This window comes from Alicyclobacillus cycloheptanicus (genome assembly GCF_028751525.1).
GTDB lineage: Bacteria > Bacillota > Bacilli > Alicyclobacillales > Alicyclobacillaceae > Alicyclobacillus_L > Alicyclobacillus_L cycloheptanicus.
This window is the reverse complement of sequence record NZ_CP067097.1, coordinates 996,791-1,018,127: the sequence shown is the minus strand read 5'-3', so window position 1 is coordinate 1,018,127 and position 21,337 is coordinate 996,791. Positions and strand designations below refer to the sequence as shown.

Annotated in this window: 17 protein-coding genes; 6 read left to right on the top strand and 11 right to left on the bottom strand. The window is 61.3% G+C overall.

The features are described from left to right. Positions 1 to 193: 193 nt before the first annotated feature. The 4 genes from ltrA to JI721_RS04695 form a co-directional block, all read right to left on the bottom strand. The gene (gene ltrA / locus JI721_RS04710; protein WP_274456680.1) at positions 194 to 1,510 is read right to left on the bottom strand and encodes a group II intron reverse transcriptase/maturase; all 1,317 of its coding nucleotides are present in this window, start codon (positions 1,508 to 1,510) and stop codon (positions 194 to 196) included. A 631-nt stretch (positions 1,511 to 2,141) separates the two neighbouring features. Then, a complete protein-coding gene (locus tag JI721_RS04705) occupies positions 2,142 to 3,020 on the bottom strand; it encodes a nucleotidyltransferase family protein (RefSeq protein ID WP_274456911.1) in 879 nt (292 codons plus the stop codon). After that, the gene (locus JI721_RS04700; protein WP_274456910.1) at positions 3,017 to 5,917 is read right to left on the bottom strand and encodes a 1,4-alpha-glucan branching protein domain-containing protein; all 2,901 of its coding nucleotides are present in this window, start codon (positions 5,915 to 5,917) and stop codon (positions 3,017 to 3,019) included. The genes JI721_RS04705 and JI721_RS04700 overlap by 4 nt, the downstream gene beginning before the upstream one ends. Beyond that, positions 5,908 to 6,834, bottom strand: coding sequence for a DUF4912 domain-containing protein (locus JI721_RS04695; RefSeq protein ID WP_274456909.1), 927 nt, complete (start codon positions 6,832 to 6,834; stop codon positions 5,908 to 5,910). Before JI721_RS04695 ends, JI721_RS04700 begins: the two co-directional genes overlap by 10 nt. A gap of 432 nt (positions 6,835 to 7,266) precedes the next feature. Here JI721_RS04695 and JI721_RS04690 point away from each other — a divergent pair, with 432 nt between their 5' ends. Continuing rightward, complete coding sequence (locus JI721_RS04690; RefSeq protein ID WP_274456908.1) at positions 7,267 to 7,410, top strand: hypothetical protein; 144 nt, start codon at positions 7,267 to 7,269, stop codon at positions 7,408 to 7,410. 673 nt (positions 7,411 to 8,083) lie between these two features. Here JI721_RS04690 and JI721_RS04685 read toward each other — a convergent pair. Genes JI721_RS04685 through JI721_RS04675 form a run of 3 tightly spaced genes read right to left on the bottom strand, consistent with a single transcriptional unit; the run spans position 8,084 to position 12,002 of the window. Continuing rightward, a complete protein-coding gene (locus JI721_RS04685) occupies positions 8,084 to 9,439 on the bottom strand; it encodes an MFS transporter (RefSeq protein WP_274456907.1) in 1,356 nt (451 codons plus the stop codon). Positions 9,440 to 9,444: 5 nt separating this feature from the next. Next, positions 9,445 to 10,821, bottom strand: a complete 1,377-nt coding sequence (locus JI721_RS04680) for a D-arabinono-1,4-lactone oxidase (protein WP_274456906.1) — start codon at positions 10,819 to 10,821, stop codon at positions 9,445 to 9,447. Continuing rightward, positions 10,809 to 12,002 (bottom strand): amino acid deaminase/aldolase, encoded by a 1,194-nt coding sequence (locus JI721_RS04675; RefSeq protein ID WP_274456905.1) that lies wholly within the window; start codon positions 12,000 to 12,002, stop codon positions 10,809 to 10,811. The genes JI721_RS04680 and JI721_RS04675 overlap by 13 nt, the downstream gene beginning before the upstream one ends. Positions 12,003 to 12,255: 253 nt before the next feature. Here JI721_RS04675 and JI721_RS04670 point away from each other — a divergent pair, with 253 nt between their 5' ends. Then, a complete protein-coding gene (locus JI721_RS04670; protein WP_274456904.1) occupies positions 12,256 to 13,791 on the top strand; it encodes an aldehyde dehydrogenase family protein in 1,536 nt (511 codons plus the stop codon). Positions 13,792 to 14,371: 580 nt separating this feature from the next. Here the strand turns inward: JI721_RS04670 and JI721_RS04665 are convergent. The 4 genes from JI721_RS04665 to JI721_RS04650 form a co-directional block, all read right to left on the bottom strand. After that, positions 14,372 to 14,803, bottom strand: coding sequence for a hypothetical protein (locus JI721_RS04665; protein ID WP_274456903.1), 432 nt, complete (start codon positions 14,801 to 14,803; stop codon positions 14,372 to 14,374). 199 nt (positions 14,804 to 15,002) lie between these two features. Then, entirely contained in the window at positions 15,003 to 16,316 is a 1,314-nt protein-coding gene (locus JI721_RS04660; RefSeq protein WP_274456902.1) for a dihydrolipoamide acetyltransferase family protein, read from the bottom strand. Positions 16,317 to 16,328: 12 nt separating this feature from the next. Beyond that, on the bottom strand, positions 16,329 to 17,312 hold the full coding sequence (locus JI721_RS04655; protein WP_274456901.1) for an alpha-ketoacid dehydrogenase subunit beta: 984 nt from the start codon (positions 17,310 to 17,312) through the stop codon (positions 16,329 to 16,331). A 25-nt stretch (positions 17,313 to 17,337) separates the two neighbouring features. Further along, positions 17,338 to 18,300 carry a thiamine pyrophosphate-dependent dehydrogenase E1 component subunit alpha gene (locus JI721_RS04650; RefSeq protein WP_274457675.1) on the bottom strand — a complete coding sequence of 321 codons (963 nt, stop codon included), beginning with the start codon at positions 18,298 to 18,300 and terminating at the stop codon, positions 17,338 to 17,340. 217 nt (positions 18,301 to 18,517) lie between these two features. On the opposite strand from JI721_RS04650, the gene JI721_RS04645 reads away from it, so the two are divergent. From JI721_RS04645 to srlA, 4 genes are all read left to right on the top strand, one after another. After that, entirely contained in the window at positions 18,518 to 18,784 is a 267-nt protein-coding gene (locus JI721_RS04645) for an HPr family phosphocarrier protein (protein WP_274456900.1), read from the top strand. Between the two features lie 87 nt (positions 18,785 to 18,871). After that, positions 18,872 to 20,119: an NAD(P)H-dependent oxidoreductase gene (locus tag JI721_RS04640; RefSeq protein ID WP_274456899.1), complete on the top strand. Its 1,248-nt coding sequence runs from the start codon at positions 18,872 to 18,874 to the stop codon at positions 20,117 to 20,119. A gap of 126 nt (positions 20,120 to 20,245) precedes the next feature. Next, positions 20,246 to 20,701, top strand: a complete 456-nt coding sequence (locus JI721_RS04635) for a transcriptional regulator GutM (RefSeq protein WP_274456898.1) — start codon at positions 20,246 to 20,248, stop codon at positions 20,699 to 20,701. Positions 20,702 to 20,765: 64 nt separating this feature from the next. Next, complete coding sequence (gene srlA, locus JI721_RS04630) at positions 20,766 to 21,323, top strand: PTS glucitol/sorbitol transporter subunit IIC (protein WP_274456897.1); 558 nt, start codon at positions 20,766 to 20,768, stop codon at positions 21,321 to 21,323. The last annotated feature ends 14 nt before the right edge of the window (positions 21,324 to 21,337 follow it).

Sequence of the window (21,337 nt, the reverse complement as noted above, 5' to 3'; positions counted from 1 at the left end):
CTGCCCAAAGCGGTCGCCAGGGGGAGGGGGCCCGGGGGCATAGGGCACCCTATCTACCCTATCGGAGGTCCGGCGGGGCCGGACCATCGATTTTGTAGAGTAAAGGGCTGGGCAACCAGCCCCTCCTCATCAAACCGTACGTGAGGTTTTCCCTCATACGGCTTTCCGATGTTCTTCACCTTGCGCCCTATAGCTACGCACCATAGCCTGTTACAGACTTCAGTCCCATGCCCCGAAATGCCTTCATAATCTCAGATTGGCTCTTTCGGCTGCGCTTGTACTTCTTGCGCCAATACAGTATCAGTCGTCGTGAGATGTGCCAGTCTATCTTGGCAAGAAATTTCCTGCTCGCCTTCGGGTCCGCCGCCGTGTAGTAATTCGTCCATCCTTGGATAATGGGGTTCAGCCTGCTTACCACCTGTTGTACGGTCCAGTACAGGCGGTTTCGTGGGGCAAGTTCCTCTCGCACTCTGTCCCTCATCTTCTTCATGGACTTCTTCGACGGATAGCTCCGAAACGCGTTCCACACCCGTCCCCCCGGTCGCATCATCGGCATGTACCGGTGATGGTGTCCCAGAAAGTCGAATCCCGGCTTTCCCGGCCAAAGGCTTACCAGCTTGGACTTTTCCCGGTTCATGCGCAACTCCAGCCGCTGAAACACCGCCTTCAGGACTTGGATGGCTTTGAGCGCATCAGCCTTCTTGTGGCACAGAATCACAAGGTCATCGGCGTATCGTACCAGTTTACCGAGGTGCGTGTAATTCCTCTCCCACACGGTGTCGAGGTAGTTCAGGTAGATGTTCGCCAGCAGTGGCGAGATGACTCCCCCCTGCGGACTTCCCAATTCCGTTTCGTGGAACAGGCCTTCTTCCACGTACCCGGCCTTGAGCCATTGCCTGATGAGCTTGAGTACCCGCCGGTCGCTCACTCTTTGCTTGACCAGCATGAGTAACTTGTCGTGCGGGATGTTGTTGAAATACCCTGAGATGTCCACATCGACAGCCCAATAGGTATTCTCGTAATTCACAGTCCGCTGAATTCGTTGTATAGCGTCTTTGGCACTGCGCTTGGGTCGGAACCCAAACGAGCAGTCTTTGAAATCCGCCTCGAATATGGGCTCAAGCACCATCTTCGACGCCATCTGCACCAGACGGTCCTGGATGACCGGTATCCCCAGCGGCCTTTCCTTGCCATCCGCCTTCGGGATGTTCTTCCTCCGCACTGGCAGCGGCCGATATGTGCCCTTTTTCAGCAGATCCTGTGTCTCCCGCACAAACTGTTCTTCTCCGTACTCCTCCACGATGTGTCGGATGGTTACCCCATCCACTCCCGCGCTTCCTCGATTTGCCTTGACTCGTCTCCATGCTTCCCACAGCACGTCCGACCTGTATACCTTGTCATACAGGGAATGAAACCTTCGCTTGGCATTCGCCTTCGCAGCAAGGTAGAGGGTTCTTTGGAGTTCTCGAGCTTTTACTTTGGTGTAGTTAGCAGTGTTCACTGCATTCACTCGCTCTTACCTCCCTCAGATACCCGTGAACAAAGCGGGGTAGTGTGCTCGTGCACGCCCTTCCCTCCACGGAGTTATGTTGCTCCGCTTCTTCGGTACTATGGCCCCCTCCGACTCCCTCTCCGCCGCTCGCCACTTCACCTCTTCGGCTTATAGGCTCACGCTTTACGGCTATTGCCGTGCGGGGTAGGGTCTCCCTAGTTCCAGACGCAACTGTCCCTGCATGCCGTTCCCCATACACCGGAGGGTTCTTCCACACTGCTCATCCAAGATCTTCGTGTGTTCCATGGCCTTCACCCGTACCCTCGGGGCTCGGCTCCCTCTTGTCCCTTTCGGGTCAGTTATAACGATGCGGCAGGATTCACTTCATGTTACAGCCTGCAGGTTTGCTTCACCTATTTTCTAGGATTTTTTTCACAGGGCTTCATCCTTAGGCTCTCACCGCCAGATGCCTGCTAGCTACGAGGCGGCTTGGTCCCTACCTCGGTTGGACTTTCACCAACAAGTTGCGCCTAGCTTAGCTAGGCACACAAGGCGCCTTTCCTTCCTTACGCCGGCGGCCAGTACCAAATTGTCCACTAAGCGGAGGGGCCCCCGGCCCCCGGTCGCGAAAGCCCCCGCCCCCGGCCCCTCACGCGCCGGATGCGCCCTCGGCGAGGCCTTCAGCGACCCCAAGTTTCTCCATGATCTCGGTCGGCAGCCGGACCTGAACCCGTCCGTGGATCATGTCCAGCTGACTCTGGTAGTACTGCAGGAGGGTGCCGATGTCAGACCAGTACCCATCCATGACGTGCCCGTAAAGCGGGGCCCCCATGTCCAGCAGACGGGGGAACAGCTGGCTGCCAAAGTCATAGGGCTGGTCCGACGGGATGTAGTCGAGGATGCGGGGCTCGAGGATATAGACCCCGGTGTTGACCGTGTAGGTGCGCCCCTCGTCCCAGGTCTGCGGCTTCTCGATAAATTCCGCGATGGCGCCGTCACGCATCGCCCCGTCCGGAAGGCCCCCATCCCGACTCGCCCCATCCCGACTCGCCCCGTCCCGAAGGATGCCATCTCGACCCGCGCCGTCCCGCTGCAGGGACACTACCCCGTAGCCGCGCGGACAACTCACCCTCGACAGGACCAGCGTCGCCCATGCGCCGGATCGACGATGCGCAGCAAGCGCCGCCGTGAGGTTCATGTCGGTCAGCGCATCCCCGCTCATCACAACGAAGGTTTCCCGGTAGTCGTGCGCGATGTGCTTGACGCCGCCGGCTGTGCCCAGCGGTGTGGGTTCTTCCTTGTAGGTGATGTGGACGCCGAACTTGCGGCCGTCCCCAAAGTGGAACCGAATCGGGTCAGGCATATACCCGAGCGTCACGCCGATGTCGCGGAATCCGTGCGTGGCGAGCAGTTCCACGATGTACTCCATCACAGGGCGGTCGAGCAGCGGAACCATCGGTTTCGGGAGGTGTTTGGTCAGCGGAAGCAATCGTGATCCGCGGCCTCCAGCCATGATGACAGCCTTCATCCTGTGGGTGCCTCCTCATGTCGAACAGATTGAAGGACGTGTTCGTAGACCTCGGCAGTGCGCGCTGCGACTGTCTGCCACGCGTAGCGCTCGCGCACCATTGCACGTGCGCGCCGGGCCAGGTTCTCCGCCAAATCGCGGTCTTGCAGCAGACGTACCGTCTGGTCGGCCAGCGACATCGCATGGCCGGGGTAGGCCGTCAGTCCCGTCACCTCGTGGGTGACAATTTCGCGAAGCCCGCCCGTGTCGGAGACGACGACGGCGATCCCGGCCGCCATCGCCTCCAGGGCGACGATTCCGAACGGCTCATACAGGCTGGGGAACACGCAAACGTCGGCGGCCTGGAGCCAAGCGTCGCGATCGGCATCGGAGACGAAGCCCAGAAAGTCGACCGCGCCGTCCAGCCCGAGCCGGTGTGCCTGGTGCCGCAACGTGTCCTCCATGGGCCCGCGGCCGATCAACACGAAGCGGACGTCCGGCACGGCGGCCCGGATGTGTACGGCGGCCTCCAGTAGCACGTGGATGCCCTTCTCCCGCACCATGCGGCCGATGTAGAGCACCGTCGGCCGCGCGTCGACAGGGGCAGCTGTGGCGGCCGCGATTGAAGCCGCGGTCGAATCCGTCGATGGCGCCATTGTGATGCCGTTTGGGATGGCCGCGACTTTGTCGTCCGGCAGCGAAAACAGGCGGATGACTTCGTCCCGCATAAACTGGCTGCACACAATGACGCGGGCGGCGTCGTAAGTGAGCGACCACTCCTCGTGGTGAATACGGCGCTGGAGCTGGGAGACAATCCCGCCGTTGCGCCCATGCTCGGTCGCGTGCATGGTGCACACGAGCGGGACGCCGCTGATTTCCTTCAGCGCTTTCGCGGTTCGGTGCACCAGCCAGTCGTGGGCGTGCAGCACGTCGATGCGCACTCCCGTGCCAAGCAGCTGGCGGGCCCTGTCGAGCATCGCCAGGTTGAGTTGCAGCACCCAGTCGAGAAAACCGCCCCCGTGCGGGCGCGTGACCGACACGCGGTGCACAGTCACCCCGTTGACCACTTCCGCCTCATCGGCACCCAGAGCGACGGCGCCGGGGTGCGAGGCGTCGGCGGGGGGAGCGGCGGCGTCCGACCGCGTGATGACGTGGACGTCCCAGCCCATCTCCACGAGCGTCTCCGCCAGGCTGCCCACATGACGGGCGAGGCCACCCACGATGAGCGGCGGATACTCCCAAGCCAGCATGAGCACGGTGGGCCGTGCGGCATGGGGCCTGGTACCGGCGCTGACCGCCTCCGCACCCGTCACGGAGCCGGCTTTCGCCCCGGCCGCGGCGTTTCGCGAGCGGTACACGCGATAGTCGATGGCCGGGAAGAGGTTATCGCGCCGTTCGATCTCGTCGAGCAACCCGACGTCGTACTGGTCTTCCTCGACCATTTGTGCCAGCCGTTCGAAGCGGTTCACGTGAAGTTTGGTCCGGCGAACGGCGTAATCCACCGCCGTCCGGTGATCCATGATGAACGCAAAATCGCTGCTTTGGGCGAGCATCAGCTCACGGGCTGCCTGATTGAGCGCGCGCTTGCGCAGTCCGCTTGCGAATGGGTGCGCGGCGGCGAGTTGAATCATCGTGTGTTCCATGCGGTGCAACGCAGGGTAAATCCAGTCGTTCGAGGCATTGACCCAGACGTCCGCATAGCCGTCGCGGCCCCACGTATTCATGTCGAGGTAACACGTCTGCCAGTCGGCGCACAGCGAGAGGCACTGCGAGGGCGTCGCAAACGCGATTTCCGTTTGGTCGTAGTGCATTTTACGGACCAACATGTCGAGAAATTCCGGCCCCTCGTACCACCAATGGCCGAATAATTCGGCATCGTACACAGCCGTGACAATGGGCGGGCGGCCCATCTTGTCCGCCAGGTGCGCCATTTGCTGCTGGCGGCACCACAGGAAGTGCCCCGCGTGCTGCGCCGCCTTTTCCCGCGCCCACTGCGGCTGGTACGGCGCTTTGTCATGTGGATGGCCGGTGATGCGCCAGTACTTGAGTCCCGTGTCCGTGCGGATCCCCTCCGGCAAGCACACCTGCACTTCCTCGAAGGGACGCTCATACCCGATGTCCCGATAGAACTCGCGGTAGTCGAAGTCGCCGGGGTACCCGTCGGTGCTGCTCCAAACCTGGCGGCTGCTTTCTGCATCGCGCCCGAACACCGCCAGTCCGCCCTGGGTGAGGATGGGGGCGTACACGCCGAACACCGGCGGCGGGTCCGCGTTCAGCACCCCCTGCGTCTCGGCGAACGTATAGACGATGCCGTATGAGCGCAGCAGCTCGTCGATTCCGGGACGATACGCGCATTCGGGCAGCCACATGCCGCGCGGTGCTCGGCCAAACACCGCTTTATGATGGATCATCGCCACTTCAATCTGCGCCTTGAGCGCTTCCTCCGTGCGGACCAGCGGCAGGAAGGCATGCGTCGCCGCAGTCGTCAACAACTCCAGGTGCCCAAGCGCCTCCAGGTGGGACCAGATGCGGGTCAGATCGCGATCGAACGCACGGTATGCACCTCGCATTTCACGCAGCCGGCCGAGGTAGAAGATGGGCAGGTGGCGAAAGTCCGCATCGTCCGCGAGCCGCGTCTTCTCCGCTTCGGCGAGTTCAATCAGACGGTCGAGGTATGCGCTGTAGCGGTCCTGCAGAAGTGGGTCGCGCAGCATGGCTGCCAGGGTAGGGGAGACCGACAGCGCCATGTGCCAGTCGATGCCCTCTTGCGTCCAGCGTGTCATGGCGATGGTCAGCGGGAGGTAGGTCTCCGTGAGGGCTTCGAAAAGCCAGCGTTCTTCCAGCGCGTGCGGGCGTTCAGGGTGCCGTACATACGGCAGATGAGCATGTAATGCAAAACACAAATATCCTACGGGCATGCAGTTTGCTCCTCTTCAAGGGGATCGGTGCGTGACGGATTGGAATGGTCATTCAGCAGGCCGGCAGGCGCATGCAGGGTGTAGCCGGTAAACAGCCCCTGCCAGCGTGCGCTCTGGGGCGCGGGCGAGTGGGCGCCGTTGTGCGCGGTCGACGGGCCGTCGGTCAGCGCAGGTGTGAGGCCGCTGGTCAGTGTCGGCGTCTGTCTGGCGGGGAGCGCCTGAAAGCAGACCTTGGGTCCGGTGTACCGTTGTTGTCCGGTTGTCGCGTGGGCGCGGGGAGTCCGCACGGTGTTCGAGCGAAGCAACGCGAGAAAGTCTCCATCGTGCGTCGCCACGCCGTAGAGAAACACGTAGTCGCGCCCGGCCGCGAGGTCCGTGACGTACCAGTTGTCCGCATCGGCGTTCAGCACAATGTCGCGGGCGGCGTGGGCGTTTTCGCCGTCGAACGTGATCCACGTCACATCACAGACGCGCAGGACCTTGCGAACGTCGTGCCACGGGCGTGCCAGGTAGTCGGCGAGGAGGCGTTGCTTGAGCCAGTCGAGATCCCAGTATACGTGCGCGGTGTGCGGATTGACCGTCATCGCGACCAGAACGTCTTCGCCGCGGCGGCGCTGCCAGGATTCGTCGTCGGCGGGGTGGGGCAGGTCGGCGCGATTGGACAAGGCGGCGGGAGCGGGCAGGTGGGCGGGATTGGACGAGTTGGCGGGATTGGATGAGTTGGCGGGATTGGATGAGTTGGCGGGATTGGATGAGTTGGCGGGATTGGATGAGTTGGCGTCATGGGGCCCGTTCGCCGCATCCGGCCATGGGTGCCGGGCGGGCGCATGCGCAGAGGCACCCAGGTGGCTGGCCCCGGATGGGGTGTCTGTCAGGGTGTCGGTTTGGACGTCTCCAGGAAGGCGGTTTGTGTGCAACGCGGGCATCCCCCTTGTTTCAAACTACAGTCGAAGCAGCACTGTCGTTTGATATGTAGTAGAGCGCGCAGCGAAGTATGCAAGGCGCGATCCGATGAAATCGCTTCAATGAAAAATTTCATATAGTCGCCGGGATCCGACCGAACGGTAGATAGGTTTCGCGCCGCGGCCTGTCTTGTGGGGCTGGAGGGAGCCAGGCTGCCGAACACGATTGATAGATTCGCCCTGGCAGATTTGGAGGATGCCGGAAGGCGGGGGATGGCGATGCCTTGTCGTGGAAGGTGCCGCGTCTATGAATCTACGAAAATGCGGGTTGTTGCACCGAGCGAAGGAGGGCCGGCGAGTGCGCTCCGTGATGGGACTGGGCGGATATCCAAATGTTGCATGAGTTATCCATAAAATGCTCATCCTCCTCGTAGGAGGTGAGTGGCCATGTTGTGGCGTCCGTTGTCGGGTCAAGGAGAGCAGAATGTGGATGAAATTTTGTGGATCGATGGACTGACGGCAGACGGAGCGCCGTGGGACGAGGACATCGCCTCCACATCTGCGTCGGATAATCCGACCTCAGATGAATGAGCGCGCCCTCCTTTACGGGAGGGCGCCTTTTTTGAGGGAAGGTGCCAGTGGCGCTGGGTGGCGAGTGGCGTCGGGGCGCCAGTGGGCGTTGGGGTGCGACCCCGCTCCCGGCCACCTAAGGCAGGAAAGGCGCCGTAAGGTGGATGGTCCGTCATGGCCGGACCTCCGATTAGGAAGGAAAGGTGCCTTATGCGACGGCCGCCCGGCCCGCTCGCGGCCGCCTAAGGCAGGAAAGGCGCCGTAAGGTGGATGGTCCGGCCGCGCCGGACCTCCGAATAGGAAGAAAAGGTGGCTTATGCGACGGCCGCCCGGCCCGCTCGGCCCGCCCGCGGCCACCTAAGGAAGGAAAGGCGCCGTAAGGTGGATGGTCCGGCCGCGCCGGACCCCCGATTAGGAAGGAAAGGTGCCTTATGCCACGGCCGCCCGGCCCGCCCGCGGCCACCTAAGGAAGGAAAGGTGCCGTAAGGTGGATGGTCCGGCCGCGCCGGACCTCCGATTAGGAAGGAAAGGTGCCTTATGCGACGGCCGCCCGGCCCGCTCCCGGCCACCTAAGGCAGGAAAGGCGCCGTAAGGTGGATGGTCCGGCATGACCGGACCTCCGATTAGGAAGGAAAGGTGCCTTATGCGACGGCCGCCCGGCCCGCTCGCGGCCGCCTAAGGCAGGAAACACGCCTTAAGCTGGGCCACCCGGCCCGTCGGTTCCGCCCTGCCCATCCGGCCCACGCACTCCGCCAGCATCGGCGCGCGTTACCGCAGACACCAGTGGAAAGCGGCGGGCCAGCGGGATCGCCAGAAGACTCACCATCACCAGTACGCCAATCGCCACGTGCGGACTCCCCACCAACACCTGCACGAGCAACGCCAACACGATGCCGCCCAGGTTGCCGAACAGCAGCAGCAGGCCGCTGGCGGTGCCGACTTGGTTCGGCGGGCAGTGAATCTCGACCGTGGACAGCACAATCGGCAGGTCCGCGAGCAAGAGAAATCCCGCCGCCGCAAGCAGCAGGGTCATCAGCCAGAACGGACGTCCGACCCAAATCGCAAGGAGGCTCGCCACCGCGAAGGCGAGGGAGAACTGGACGACGAGGCGCGACCGCCCGGTTCGAATCGCCCACGCAGGGAGCGCGCCCGCACCGGCAATGCCGGCGGCTGTCATGATGGCCAGCGCGATCCCGACCTGCACATCGCCGACCCCATGCCCTGCCACGAGCACCTGCAGCCACGTGGTGACGGCGATGAACCAGCCGAAGCCGACAAACAGGAGGAGGCAGAGCGTGCGGATCGACGCATCGGCGAAGACCTGTCGGATGCCCGCCCGCTCCCGCGCGGGCTCTCCGTTCGGCGTCTCGACCTCGTTCTGTACCGGCTCGCCGTACGTCGGGCGTGTCCGCAGCGCCCACAGCAGCCACACGCCGCCGACCACCGCAAACAGGCCCTGGCTCCACAGCACCACCGGCATGCCCAGCGGCAGGAGGAGGGGGCCGGACAGCATGGCGATGAAAATGCCGAGGAACATACTGGCGGACCCCACGGCGATCGCGGTCGGGCGCTGATTCGGCGCCACGTACCGGGCGGCGGTTTTGTTGATCGCGTTGATGACCAGGGGCTGCCCAACCGACACGACGATCTGCCCGACGAGCGCCCATGTGAAGCTCGGCAGGATGCGAACGAGTGCACCGGCCAGGGTCAACGTCGCGCCGACTGCCAGCGATCCCCGAAACCAACGGTCGGTCAGGACCCCGAAGGGCAGCGCAAGCACCACGTACAGCAGCGGAAACACTTCTGACAGCCAGCCGACTGCGCCAGCGGACACGTGGTACCATTGTGCTGTCTGGGTGGTCATCGGGGTGAACGTCACCCACAACACCTGCGTCGCCGCGGTGACGAGTGCAAAACCGAAAATGAGGCTCCAGCGAGATTTCTCCTGCGCACCGCGGTCGGGCTGCACGGTACCGCCCGCTTCACCCCTCCGCACCCCGCCCGCTTCGCCCGCACTCACTCCGTCCGCGCTCCCATCGCCCTGACGCACGCCGCTCACTCCCTTTCGAACGTGGCTGCGGTTTGCGCTGCCTTTGCGTTTGGGTCCCCACTCGCATCCAGACGCCCTCCAAACAGCACCGCCAAATAGTCGTTTTGCAGCACGCCGTTCGGGTCCGCCGCCAGCCGCACGCGGCGAAATTCGTCCCACATCGGGTACATCTGCTGGAAGTCCTCGGCCGTTCGGTAGTGCAGTTTGCCCCAGTGCGGCCGGCCGCCGCAGCGCAGAAAAATCTGCTCCACTGTGCGGAAGTACCGTTCGTGCGGCATGCCGCGGTACATGTGAATCGCAACGTACCCCGATTCCCGCCCGCTCGCCGGGCTCAGCCAGATGTCGTCGGCGCGGACAAAGCGGCACTCGATGGGGAAGTGCACGGCGATACGCTCCCGCTCAATGCACGCCAGCACCTCTTGAATCACCTCGGCCATGTGCGCTGCCGGAATGTTGTACTCCATCTCGTTGAAGCGGACGAGCCGGGGCGTCGCGAACAATTCGTGGCTGTACGCGACTTCCTCAAACACCGGGACGCTCGCGGCCGACAACCGACTCACCGGTTTCGTCAGCGCGGGCACCAGCCGGCAGGCTTCCGACAGCACCCAAAACAGACGATTTTCCATGACAATCTTGTTCCAATAGTCTTTCCACCCGCGCTGTGTCACTGGTTCATGGGTTTCGTTCATGAACTTGACCTGCACGGTGTCACTGTACGGAAAGCAGTAGAATTCAAAGTGACGGTTCTGCTGACAAAGCGTGTCCAGGCTGCGCAGGCAGTCGTCCAGCTTCATCCGCCCTGTGACATACTTCAGGCGGAACGACGGTACCAGGCGCAGTTTGACCTGCACAATGACACCGAGCGCCCCGAACGAGACCTGCATCGCCTTGAACAATTCCGGGTGTTCTTCCTCCGAGCAGTCCATCACGGTCCCATTCCCGAGCACCACCTTCAGGCCGATGACTTGGGTGGCGAGGGTGCCAAAGGCAGTCCCTGTGCCGTGTGTCCCGGTGCTGATGGCGCCAGCGATGGACTGGACGTTGATGTCGCCGAGGTTCTCCTGCGCGAGGCCGTGGCGATGCAGCAGCTCTCCGAGGCGTTTCAGCTTCGTGCCCGCCCACACGACCGCCGTCCGTGCCGCGGTATCCACCTCCACCAGGCCGGACATGCGGTCGAGCGAGACCAGCACGTCGTCGGTTTGAACCAGCGGGGTGAAAGAGTGGCCCGACCCGACGACGCGCAGCCGGTGCCCCGTGGTGTTGCACCACTGGACGAGCGAGACCACCTCCTCGACAGACGTCGGATACACCACTTGGGCGGGGGTACAAGCGACAATCCCTGACCAGTTCGTCCACTGCTGCGCCGCTTTCACAGGAAGCACTGTCCATCCCCCCGGTAGGTCGGCCACACATCGACGATGCGGCCGTCTGAAATGGCGTGCAGCACCGCAAACCGCTCGCACAGCTCGCCCGCCTTGGCGTGGCGCATCAGGATCGGATCGCCCAGGGCAAGCCGGGTCTCCCCCCGGTAGCGAAACGGCGTCTGCACCTCGCCCGCGGCTTCGTTCGGCAGCAGCGACAGTCCGACAGGCAGGTAAGGTTTTGGCACCTTGTCCCAGCCGGGTGAACCGGATGCGGTGTATCCGCCGCCCGCGCAGGTGAAGATGTCCGGGCGCGGCTGGCGCACGATTTCCAGCACGAACCCCGCGGCGGGCAGGTAGCGAAAGCTGCGGTAGTTGTCGAACAGGCCGGGTGAAAAGAAGCCGGATCCGACCGTGATTTCGGTCACGACCTCCTCCTGCGATGTCGTGTGCAAGCTGCCAGTGCCGCCGCCGTTGACGAACCGCAGCGGCAGCTTCATTTTTCGAATCAGCTCCACCACCGCCGCGCGGCGTTCGGCGATCTGCGGAATGGACCGAGTTTTTAAAAAGTGGACCACGCGGTTTTTGACGGCCTGCCCCGGCACATGGTCGCCGACACCCGCGACCTGGGCTTCGTAGCCCATGATGCCGTCGAGCTGCAGGGAGTTGGACGCTGCGACGTGCAGCAGCAGGGGTTCTACGTCAGCAGCCGTGGACAGCGGGGAGCGGCGGACGCCAAAGTGCAGGCCGGGGAACTCGGTGGACATGTCGACGTCGATGCACACGAGGGCGCGCACGCCGACGTCCTTGGCCACTCGTTCAATCTGGCGAAGGTGGTCGAGGCTGTCCACCATACAGGTGATGGTCTTGCCCTCACCGACGCGGCGCAGGATGTCTGCTATGCGTCCCGCGTTCCAGATGGGGTAGCCGAGGAGGATGTCGTCAAAGCCATGGTCTGCCAGGAAGATGGCCTCCGCGGCGGTGTACGACATGATGCCCTGGCAGGGCGGGCCCGCGTCCAGAATGCGCCGCAGCACGGCCCTGCAGCGCACCGATTTGCTGGCGATGCGAATGCGCTTGCCAAGGCTGCGCGGTGCAATGGCGGCGATGTTCTCCTGGAGCAAGTCAACATCCACATACGCGAGCGGCTTTGGCAAGGACGCAAAAATGCGTTTATAATATTCGTAATTTGGTTGGCGCACGCTGTCACCTCGCTGGGCGGGAGGATGGTGGGAGTATCGTTTTCGATGCGTTCATCGTCTGTCACAAGTCCTTCTGACCGCAGAGTTCCGACCGGTTGGTAGGTACCTGCCGTCCACGGCTGGATGCGGCCTGCGTCATGGGACCGCTTTCATGCTTTATTCTACGCCTTCAATCAAATGTCTGTCGATATCCGGCTGACGTAACACGCGCGTTGTCCACTCATCAATCATCGAATGTGCAGGAGGTGCAGCCGTGACGGCCACCCATTTGCCCGTGATGAACCCCGCCACCCTGCAGCCGTTGGGAGACGTGCCCGTCTGCCCGGAGGCGGATGTAGCGACGATTTACCAACAAGCCCGTGCGGCCTTTGCCACCTGGCGCGCCACGCAAATTGCCGAGCGGCTGTCGTACTTTGCGCGCCTGCGCACCTATGTGGTGGACCACCTCGACGAACTTGCCCGCGAGGTTGCCGAGGAGACCGGCAAACCTGCCACAGAAGTCCTGACGACGGACATCCTGCCGGTGCTGGAGGCCATCCGCCATATCGAAAAGCACGCTGCGCGGGACCTGGCGCCGCAAAAAGCGCCGACACCCATTCTGTTTATCGGCAAATCTTCCTATGTAGAATACAAACCGCGCGGGGTCGTCCTGGTCATCGCGCCGTGGAACTTTCCGCTGCAGCTCACGCTCGTCCCGATGCTCAGTGCCCTCGTCGGCGGCAACACGGTGGTTTTGAAACCTTCGGAAGTGACGCCGCGCACCGGGCAAATCGTGGAGCGGCTGTTCCGCTCTACCGGCTGGCCGCAGGGGGTCGTGCAGGTTGCCCACGGCGGGAAAGATCTCGGCGCTGCTCTCGTGGAAGGCAGGCCGGACTACATCTTCTTCACCGGATCGGTCCGGACCGGCCGCATCATCCAGGCCGCCGCCGCAAAGCACCTGATTCCGACGACGTTGGAGCTCGGCGGGAAGGACCCCATGATTGTCTTCGCCGATGCGCCTGTCGATCGCGCCGTCCAAGCCGCGGTGTGGGGCGGGCTGCTCAACGCCGGGCAAGTTTGCACGTCCGTCGAACGCATCTACGTGGAGCGGCCGATTTACGAGGTGTTTGTCCAGAAACTCGTGGCGGCAGTTCGCACGCTGCGGCAGGGGACCGGCAGCGACGCCGACATCGGGGCCATGACCTTCCGCCATCAGGTGGATATCGTGCGCGATCACGTTGCAGACGCCCTCGCCCGCGGCGCCCAGCTCCACACGGGGAAGCCGCCGGAGCAGTGGGACTTGTCGCGCGGGCAGTTTATCGAGCCCATGGTCCTGACCGGCGTCACACAGGACATGCGCATCATGCGAGAGGAGACCTTTGGCCCCGTGCTGCCCGTTCTCCCATTTGACACCGAGGAGGAGGCGGTTCGTCTCGCCAACGACTCGGCGTATGGGCTGTCCTCCAGCGTCTGGACCGCCGATCTCAGCCGCGGGCGGCGCGTCGCTTCGCAGTTGATCACAGGGAATTCGCACGTGAACGACGTCATTGTGAGCATCGTCAACCATGACTTGCCGTTTGGCGGGGAAGGCGCCAGCGGTATCGGACGCTACCACAGCACCGCCGGATTGCGGACGTTCTGCGTGCAGACCTCCGTCATGGTCGATAAAGGCCGGCGAACGCGGGAGGTCAACTGGTTCCCCTACCAGGGCAAGTATGAACTGTTCCGCACGCTGATTCGCAGCTACTACGGCCCATCGCGCCGATGGGGGTCGTTTCTGCGGGCCTACTTGAGGCTGCTGAAGAAGTGACCCTGCCTCGAGCCTGCAAGATCGACACAGGCTTCCCATTCGTATCTACGGGCATTTACTGAGCCAATTTCAGGATGTACGTAAACGGGAAGAAAACTGCGATTTTCACGAAAACGAGTCATGGGATAAAAGAGTACGGTGGCAAACTGCTCAAAAACATGGCATGGCAGCTTCGGTTGTCTCCGGCTGAGCGATACCGTCTAGTGGACTGTCCGATGTCTGAGGAAGAGTACATCGTTCTATTACGAGAGAAGGGAGAAATTTAATGAGAACACATTTATAGCGGGTCATTTGCCCAACGACGGTCACCGAGTGACCAGAATGCCGTGTGAAATCCCTTCTTCAAAAGAGCGGACTTATGCCTCGTTGAATTGGCGCAGCCGTTGTTCGAGCTGGCGCGTCATGGCCCGGAAGAACAGGTTGGGGACGATCAGTACCGCTGCGACGGATACGATGAGAAAGAGGGCTGTCATGGTCATCACTCCTCAAGGGGGCTATGATACTATATTCTTCGCCAGACGACTGGATTTTGTGTCTCCAGAGCAGGCGGGAGTCGCCGTGTCGGGTGGAGAAGGTCGTGTCAAAACTCGCGGTCGCCGATGATTTGGTCACCGCAGTCGCGGCAAATATACGTTTTCAGCGAGCCGTCTGGGTGTTTGACTTGGGCGAGGAAGAACTCCTTGTTTTGAACCAGGGTGTCGTTGACGACAATGCCCTTGAGTTCAGCCTCGTCGGCCAGGGAGTAAAAACAGATTTCCTGACCGTTGCGAATTTCGTTGTGGGACTTCCCGGGCACTTTCAACGCGTCGGGCAGTGCACGCTTGCGGATTCGACGGTCGAGTTCTTCCGTCAGTTCCTTGCGATAGGCGCTGCCTTGGCGAATGAGCCGCTCTTCCCACTGCTGCCGCTGCGAGGGGTCGCGAAGGATGCCGCCCCATTTACGGCCTTTCCGACGAGCCTTCTCTTGTACGGAATAGATGACGCCAAAAACGAAATCCCCAATCGCTTTCATGTCCGTCCTCCACCTTTTCGGACAACCTCTTTCACGATGACCACAAGCATCAGCATATCTTCTTGCTCATATCATATGATACAACCCGGCACAACGTACAGAATTTGCTGGAGACAATCATCCCGAAGTGCGCACATCACCGTGATGGTCGTGACTTCGGGATGAATGCTTCGCGAACCAGGGTCGATGGCACGGGAAGTTATAGCAGCAGTGACATGGGAGATTCAAGAGACTGCTTCACATCGCGCAGGAACATGGCCGCCTCTGCGCCGTCCAGTGCCCGGTGATCGAACGACAAACTCAGTTTCATTTGTGGTCCGATCACGACTTGACCATTATGGACCGTGGGTTTCTCAATCATACTTCCTACCCCCAGAATCGCGACCTGGGGCTGATTGATGATCGGTGTGAATTCTTCGATGCCAAACATGCCGAGGTTGCTGACGGTAAAGGTTCCGCCTTGCAGGTCGTCGGGCGACAACTTCTGTGCCCTCGCTCGGTCCGCGAGTTCGCTGGCTTTGGCAGCCAATTCGCCGAGCCCGAGCCGGTCGGCGCCGGGGATGACGGGAACCAGCAGTCCGCCTGGGACCGACACGGCCATCCCCAGGTTGACGCTTCGATGCTGCACCAGTGCATTCTCTTGCGCCCAGGTCGCGTTTACGTTTGGGTGCTTTCGAAGGACACGGGCGACCGTCTTCAAAATCAAGGTGTTCATGGACAACCGAGTGCCGGTTTCGGCCTCGACGAGCGGGATCAACTGGGTGCGTAATTCGGAAGCAGCTCGCATGTCGACTTCCAGACAGAGGGTGACGTGCGGCGCTTGAAAGGCGCTCTCGGCCATGCGCTGCCCGATGACGCGCCGCATCCCTGTGAGCGGAACGACGGTCTGGTCGTCTGTGTCGGCCGTCACTTGCCTGGCTGCCTTGGCTTCAGGTGCGTCGGCCGTCGCGCGAGGCTTGCTTCGCCGCTGTGCCGGGGACGCATTCTCGAGGGCGATTCGCTGCTCCAGGTACGCCTGAACATCTTCCCGGTGGATGCGGCCGAGGTGGCCCGAACCTTGGATTTGCTGCAAAGGGACGCCATGGGCGCGCGCGAGCGCACGGGCGGCGGGCGTGGCGCGGACTTTCTGTCCGGCGTCGCTTGCAGCATCGCGTGCTCCCGGCTCGTTCGAGGATGGACGGGCGTTCGCGGCGCTGGTGTCGGATGCGGATGGAACTGCAGCGTTCTCGCCGCCCGACGGCAAAGGCGCCGCCTCGTTCGTCGGCACGGGCTCGCCCGCTTCACCGATGTAGGCGATCACGTCCAGCACCGGCACCTCTGTACCCGCTTCGTACAGTCGTTTGAGCAGCACGCCTTCGGTGTACGACTCCACCTCAATATTGACTTTATTCGTCATCACTTCCAACAACGGTTCACCGACCCGGACTGTCTCGCCTTCCGTCTTGAACCACTGCAAAATCGTCCCCGATTCCTGGGTCATTGCAAGCTTTGGCATGGTCACTGGCTCCGCCATCTTCTCACCCCCTCAGGCTTTTCGCATCATCTTGCGGATCGCGGTGACGATGTCGTCCACCTGCGGCACCGCGTGCTTTTCGAGTTCTGGATTTTGCGGGATGGGAATCTCTTTACCGCCCAGCCGCACGACGGGCGCATCCAGGTAGTCGAACGCGTCGCTCTCGACAATCGTGCTGACAATCTCTGCGCCGTATCCGCCGCGTTTCACCGCTTCGTAGACGACGACCACCCGGCTGGTCTTTTTCACGGAGTTCAAGATGAGCTCGGTGTCGAGCGGGACGAGTGTACGCGGGTCGACGACTTCCACGCTGATGCCGTCTTTCTCCAGCACCTCTGCGGCGTGAAGCGCCTTGTGCACCATGATGCTGGTGGCCACGACGGTCACGTCACGCCCTGCCCGCTTGATGTCCCCTTTGCCAATCGGGATGGTATACGGTTCTTCCGGAACTTCCGATTTCGTTCCATAGAGCAGCTTGTGTTCGTAGAAAATCACGGGGTTGTTGTCTTCCACAGCCGCCCGAAGCAGCCCCTTGGCGTCGTAGGCGGTGGCAGGCTGCACCACCTTGAGCCCGGGGACGTGCGCCAGCCAAGCCTCCAAACTCTGCGAATGCTGTGCCGCGGCGCCGGTGCCTGAACCCCCCGGGGCGCGGACCACCATGGGCACGGAGGCTTTGCCGCCGTACATGTAGCGAAGCTTCGCTGCCTGGTTGACCAATTGATCCATCGCGATGGTCACAAAATCGGAGAACTGCAGTTCCATGATGGGCCGCATCCCTGTCAACGCCGCACCAACCGCCGCGCCGGTAATAGCGGCTTCAGAAATGGGGGTGTTGCGGATTCGCTCCGGCCCGAATTCTTCAATCATGCCGCGAGAAACACCAAACGCGCCGCCGTAGATCCCGATGTCTTCGCCCATCAAAAACACGCGCTCATCCTCGCGCATCAGCTGACTCATGGCTTCTCGGACAGCTTCCTGATAAGTCATCTGCCTCATTGCGTGGCCCTCCTTCCAACTCAAGTTACGCGAATACATCTTCTTCCAGGGTCGCGATGTCAGGCATGGGGCTGTCCAACGCGAATTGAACCGCCGCCTCAATGTCTGCGCGGGCCCGCTGCTGCAGTCGGTCGAGGTCGTCCTGCGTACAGGCGCCTGACGCCAGCAGGGTGCTGCCGAAGCGGAGGATGGGGTCTTTGGCCTTCCACTCGGCCTCCTCTTCCCGCGTCCGATACTTGCGGCCGTCACTCTTTGAGTGCCCTTTCCAGCGGTAGGTTTTGGCCTCTATCAGCGTCGGGCCGTCGCCGCGGCGTGCGCGGGCCACGGCTTCATCCGTCACGCGGATGACTTCCAGCAGGTCGTTTCCATCGGCGACCACGCCCGGAATCCCGTAGGCGGCCGCCCGGTCTGCAATGTGTTCGATATGCATCATTTCCTTGACCGAACCCGACATGCCGTACTGGTTGTTTTCGCACAGGAAAACGACGGGAAGCGACCAGATGGAAGCCAGGTTGACGGCTTCGTGGAAGCTGCCTTCGTTGGAGGCACCATCTCCGAAGTAACAAAGAACGACGTAGTTCTGTTTCATCATTTTGGACGTGAGCGCTGCACCCACTGCGAGTGGAATGCCGCCCCCGACGATGCCGTTCGCGCCGAGATTACCGCGTTCGACGTCAGCGATGTGCATCGAGCCGCCCTTCCCTTTGCAGTAGCCGGTGGCTCGCCCCATCAGCTCCGCCATCATGCGGTTGACGTCCGCGCCCTTGCCGATGCAGTGGCCATGGCCGCGGTGCGTGCTGGTGATTTTATCCTCATCGCGGAGCACCGCACAGCCGCCGATGGCGGTGGCTTCCTGCCCGACACACAAGTGGGTGGTGCCGTGAATCATGCCCTTGGCAAACATCTCGTCTACTTTTTCATCAAAGTAGCGGACCAGCCACATGCGGTAGTACAGTTCATCCGCGGCGGCGCTGACGCTGTCTGGCATCTGCAATGTGTTTGCGAGGTCGCTTGCCTGGGAACCCATGACCTCCGCCTCCTTATAACATTTGATATGATATGTATCGAATGATACAAGTGAAAAATTATTTCGTCAATGTGTTGACGAAAGCGTATTCAGCCCTTATGATGTTTACACATGATTCATCACGTAACAAATGTTACGAATCATCGTCGATTCAATCGACGTGGATGGGGGTTGGACGATGGTGGAACGCGCTGTCACCGTGGCGCTGCAGTCTGGATTGCATGCGCGTCCGGCTGCGACATTTGTGCAACTGTCAAATCGTTATCAATCAGAGATTTCGCTGGTTAAGGGAGAGAAGACGGTCAACGCCAAAAGCATCCTGGGGATTCTGTCGCTCGCCTGTACCAAGGGCAGCCAGGTGAAGGTGGTTGCTGACGGGGTGGATGAACAGGAGGCCCTGCACGCGCTGACCGTGTTTTTGGAGACCGAAGAATTGCCTGGGTGATGCTCTAGGACGTGATGGTTCACCGAGGATGTTCCGGCCTCTGGTACGTCTACCAGTCATTCAGCATGAGAATGGGAGCGGGTGCAGATGTCGATTTATCGTGAACTACTACTGCGTGAAAAGGCGGGCCAATCCATCGGCGTTGCGGTCATCGGCGCGGGGCAAATGGGACGCGGCCTGATTGCTCAAATTTCACGCGTGCCCGGCATGCGGGTCGCCGGCGTATGTGATGTGAACCTGGAAGCCGCACAGACGGCCGTTCGCTATTACCAGTTGCAAAGTTCGTACCCAAACAACGAAGTCGCTGTGAGCAGTGACTTCAGGGCGGTCATCGAGCGGCCCGATGTCGATGCGGTCGTGGACGCGACGGGAGTGCCCGAGGTGGGCGCGAGGATTGCGCTGCACGCACTCACCGCACGAAAGCACCTGGTGCTCCTGAACGTGGAGGCGGATGTAACGATTGGTTCGATTCTGTCCAACCTATTCAAGGCTGGCAATCTCGTTTATACGGGCTCTGCAGGAGACGAACCGGCGGTGACGCTGGAGCTGGTGGAGTTCGCGAGAACGATTGGCCTGGAAGTGGTCGTAGCCGGCAAGGGCAAGAACAATCCATTCATTCCGTCGGCCAACCCGGATACTTGTGCAGAAGAAGCGAATCGTAAGCACATGAGCCCGCACATGTTGGCCGCGTTTCAGGACGGTACGAAGACGATGGCGGAAATGAATCTGCTGAGCAATGCCACGGGCCTGATCCCGGACGTTGTCGGCATGCATGGTGTGCATGCGGATATTCAAACCGTCGTCGACCAGCTCAGGTTGGTGAGTGAAGGGGGATGCCTCAACCACTACGGTGTCGTCGAGTACGTGCATGGACTGGCGCCGGGCGTCTTCGTAATTGTGAAAAGCCCGCTGGAACCTGTGGACGAGGAACTCCGTTACCTGTCTGTCGGGAAGGGCCCTTACTACGCGTTGTATCGGCCGTTTCATCTGGCGAGTCTGGAAACGCCGATATCGGTGGCGCGGGCGGTCCTGCACAACGACCCAACCATCGCGCCGCTCGGCGGACCCGTTTCCGAAACCGTCGCGGTCGCGAAGCGGCCGATTCGCGCGGGTGAACCGGTGGACGGCATTGGCGGATACGCGGTGCGTGGTGTACTCGAACGGCATGAAGAGATGGAAGCGAACGGTCATGTTCCGATTGGGTTGATTGCCGGCCGAGCCGTGGCCAAACGCGACATCGCGGATGGACAGTTCCTGACGGCAGACGACATCGAACTGGATGGGAGTACAACCGTCTGGCACCTTCGCGAACTGCAAAATCAATTATTCCGCTGATTCAGGCTGATACAGATAGAACAAATCGAGCAAGCAAAATCGAGCCAGTCCGCTTCACCATCAGCGTCTATCCCCCTAAGCGCGTCAGGCGCTTAGGGGCATCCAATCCGAAGGAGGTGGATGACCATGCACAGTGTATTTGGATTCATCGCTTTGATTGGCGCAGCGTGGCTGCTGCAGTTCGCTTTGACGTGGCTGCAAATTCGCCACTACCGCGGCAAAATGCGTGACCTGGTGCACAAGTACCAACATGCAGAAGGGTTCAGCTTGTTCTCCGGCGTGGCCAGAAAGGCGTTAGGCAGCGGCGCCATCGTACTCATCATTGTGGACCAACAGCAGACAATTGGGGAGTGTCAGGTGTTAACCGGCATCAGTGTGTTCGCGAAGTTCAAAGAGGAGCCCGCATACGCAGGAATGCGCGTGCGAGAGGCCATCGAGCGGGCCGAGCGCGATCTGCAGCGAAAACGGCGGATCTCAGCCAGGCAGCAATCCATTGCGAAAGCCCTGAAAATGGCTGCCGAAAATGCCGTTCGCGCTGCGAAACCGCCAGTGCTGACGAGGAAAGAGACCGTCGCGCAGTAACGAGCGTAGGCATGTGGCAGCGCGTGGGCATGCAGCGAAACCATGAAACAAGGGGGAGCAGAGGATGAGTTGGATTGAGTGGCTCGGGTCACACTTCATCGGATTGTTTAACGCAGGCGGCAAGGTCTTTATGGGGGACATCACGGGGATTGTACCGACGTTGATTGTGCTGCTCACATTCACGTACACCGTGGTGAAGCTGGTTGGCGAAGAGCGGGCAAACCGGGCGATTATGTTTGCTTCCAGGTACCTGGTGCTGCGGTACACCTTGATGCCCATCTTGTCCGTGTTGATTCTTACCAACCCGATGTGCTATACCTTTGGCCGATTTCTGCCAGAACGGTACAAACCAGCATTCTACGATTCGGCTGTTTCATTTGTCCATCCCGTAACCGCTTTCTTTCCCTATGCAAATGCCGGTGAGCTGTTCGTTTGGCTGGGCATCGCGGACGGAATCCAAAAAGCCGGGTACTCCATGGGACCGCTCGCGGTGCGGTACTTCCTGCTTGGGATCGTGGTCATCTTCATCCGGGGGGTTGTCACGGAAAACATTACGAAATACCTGGCGAACCGGATGGAGTCGAGGCGCACGGTGGGCGTTGTAAAGGGTGCCGCGAACTGAGAAGGGACGAGACA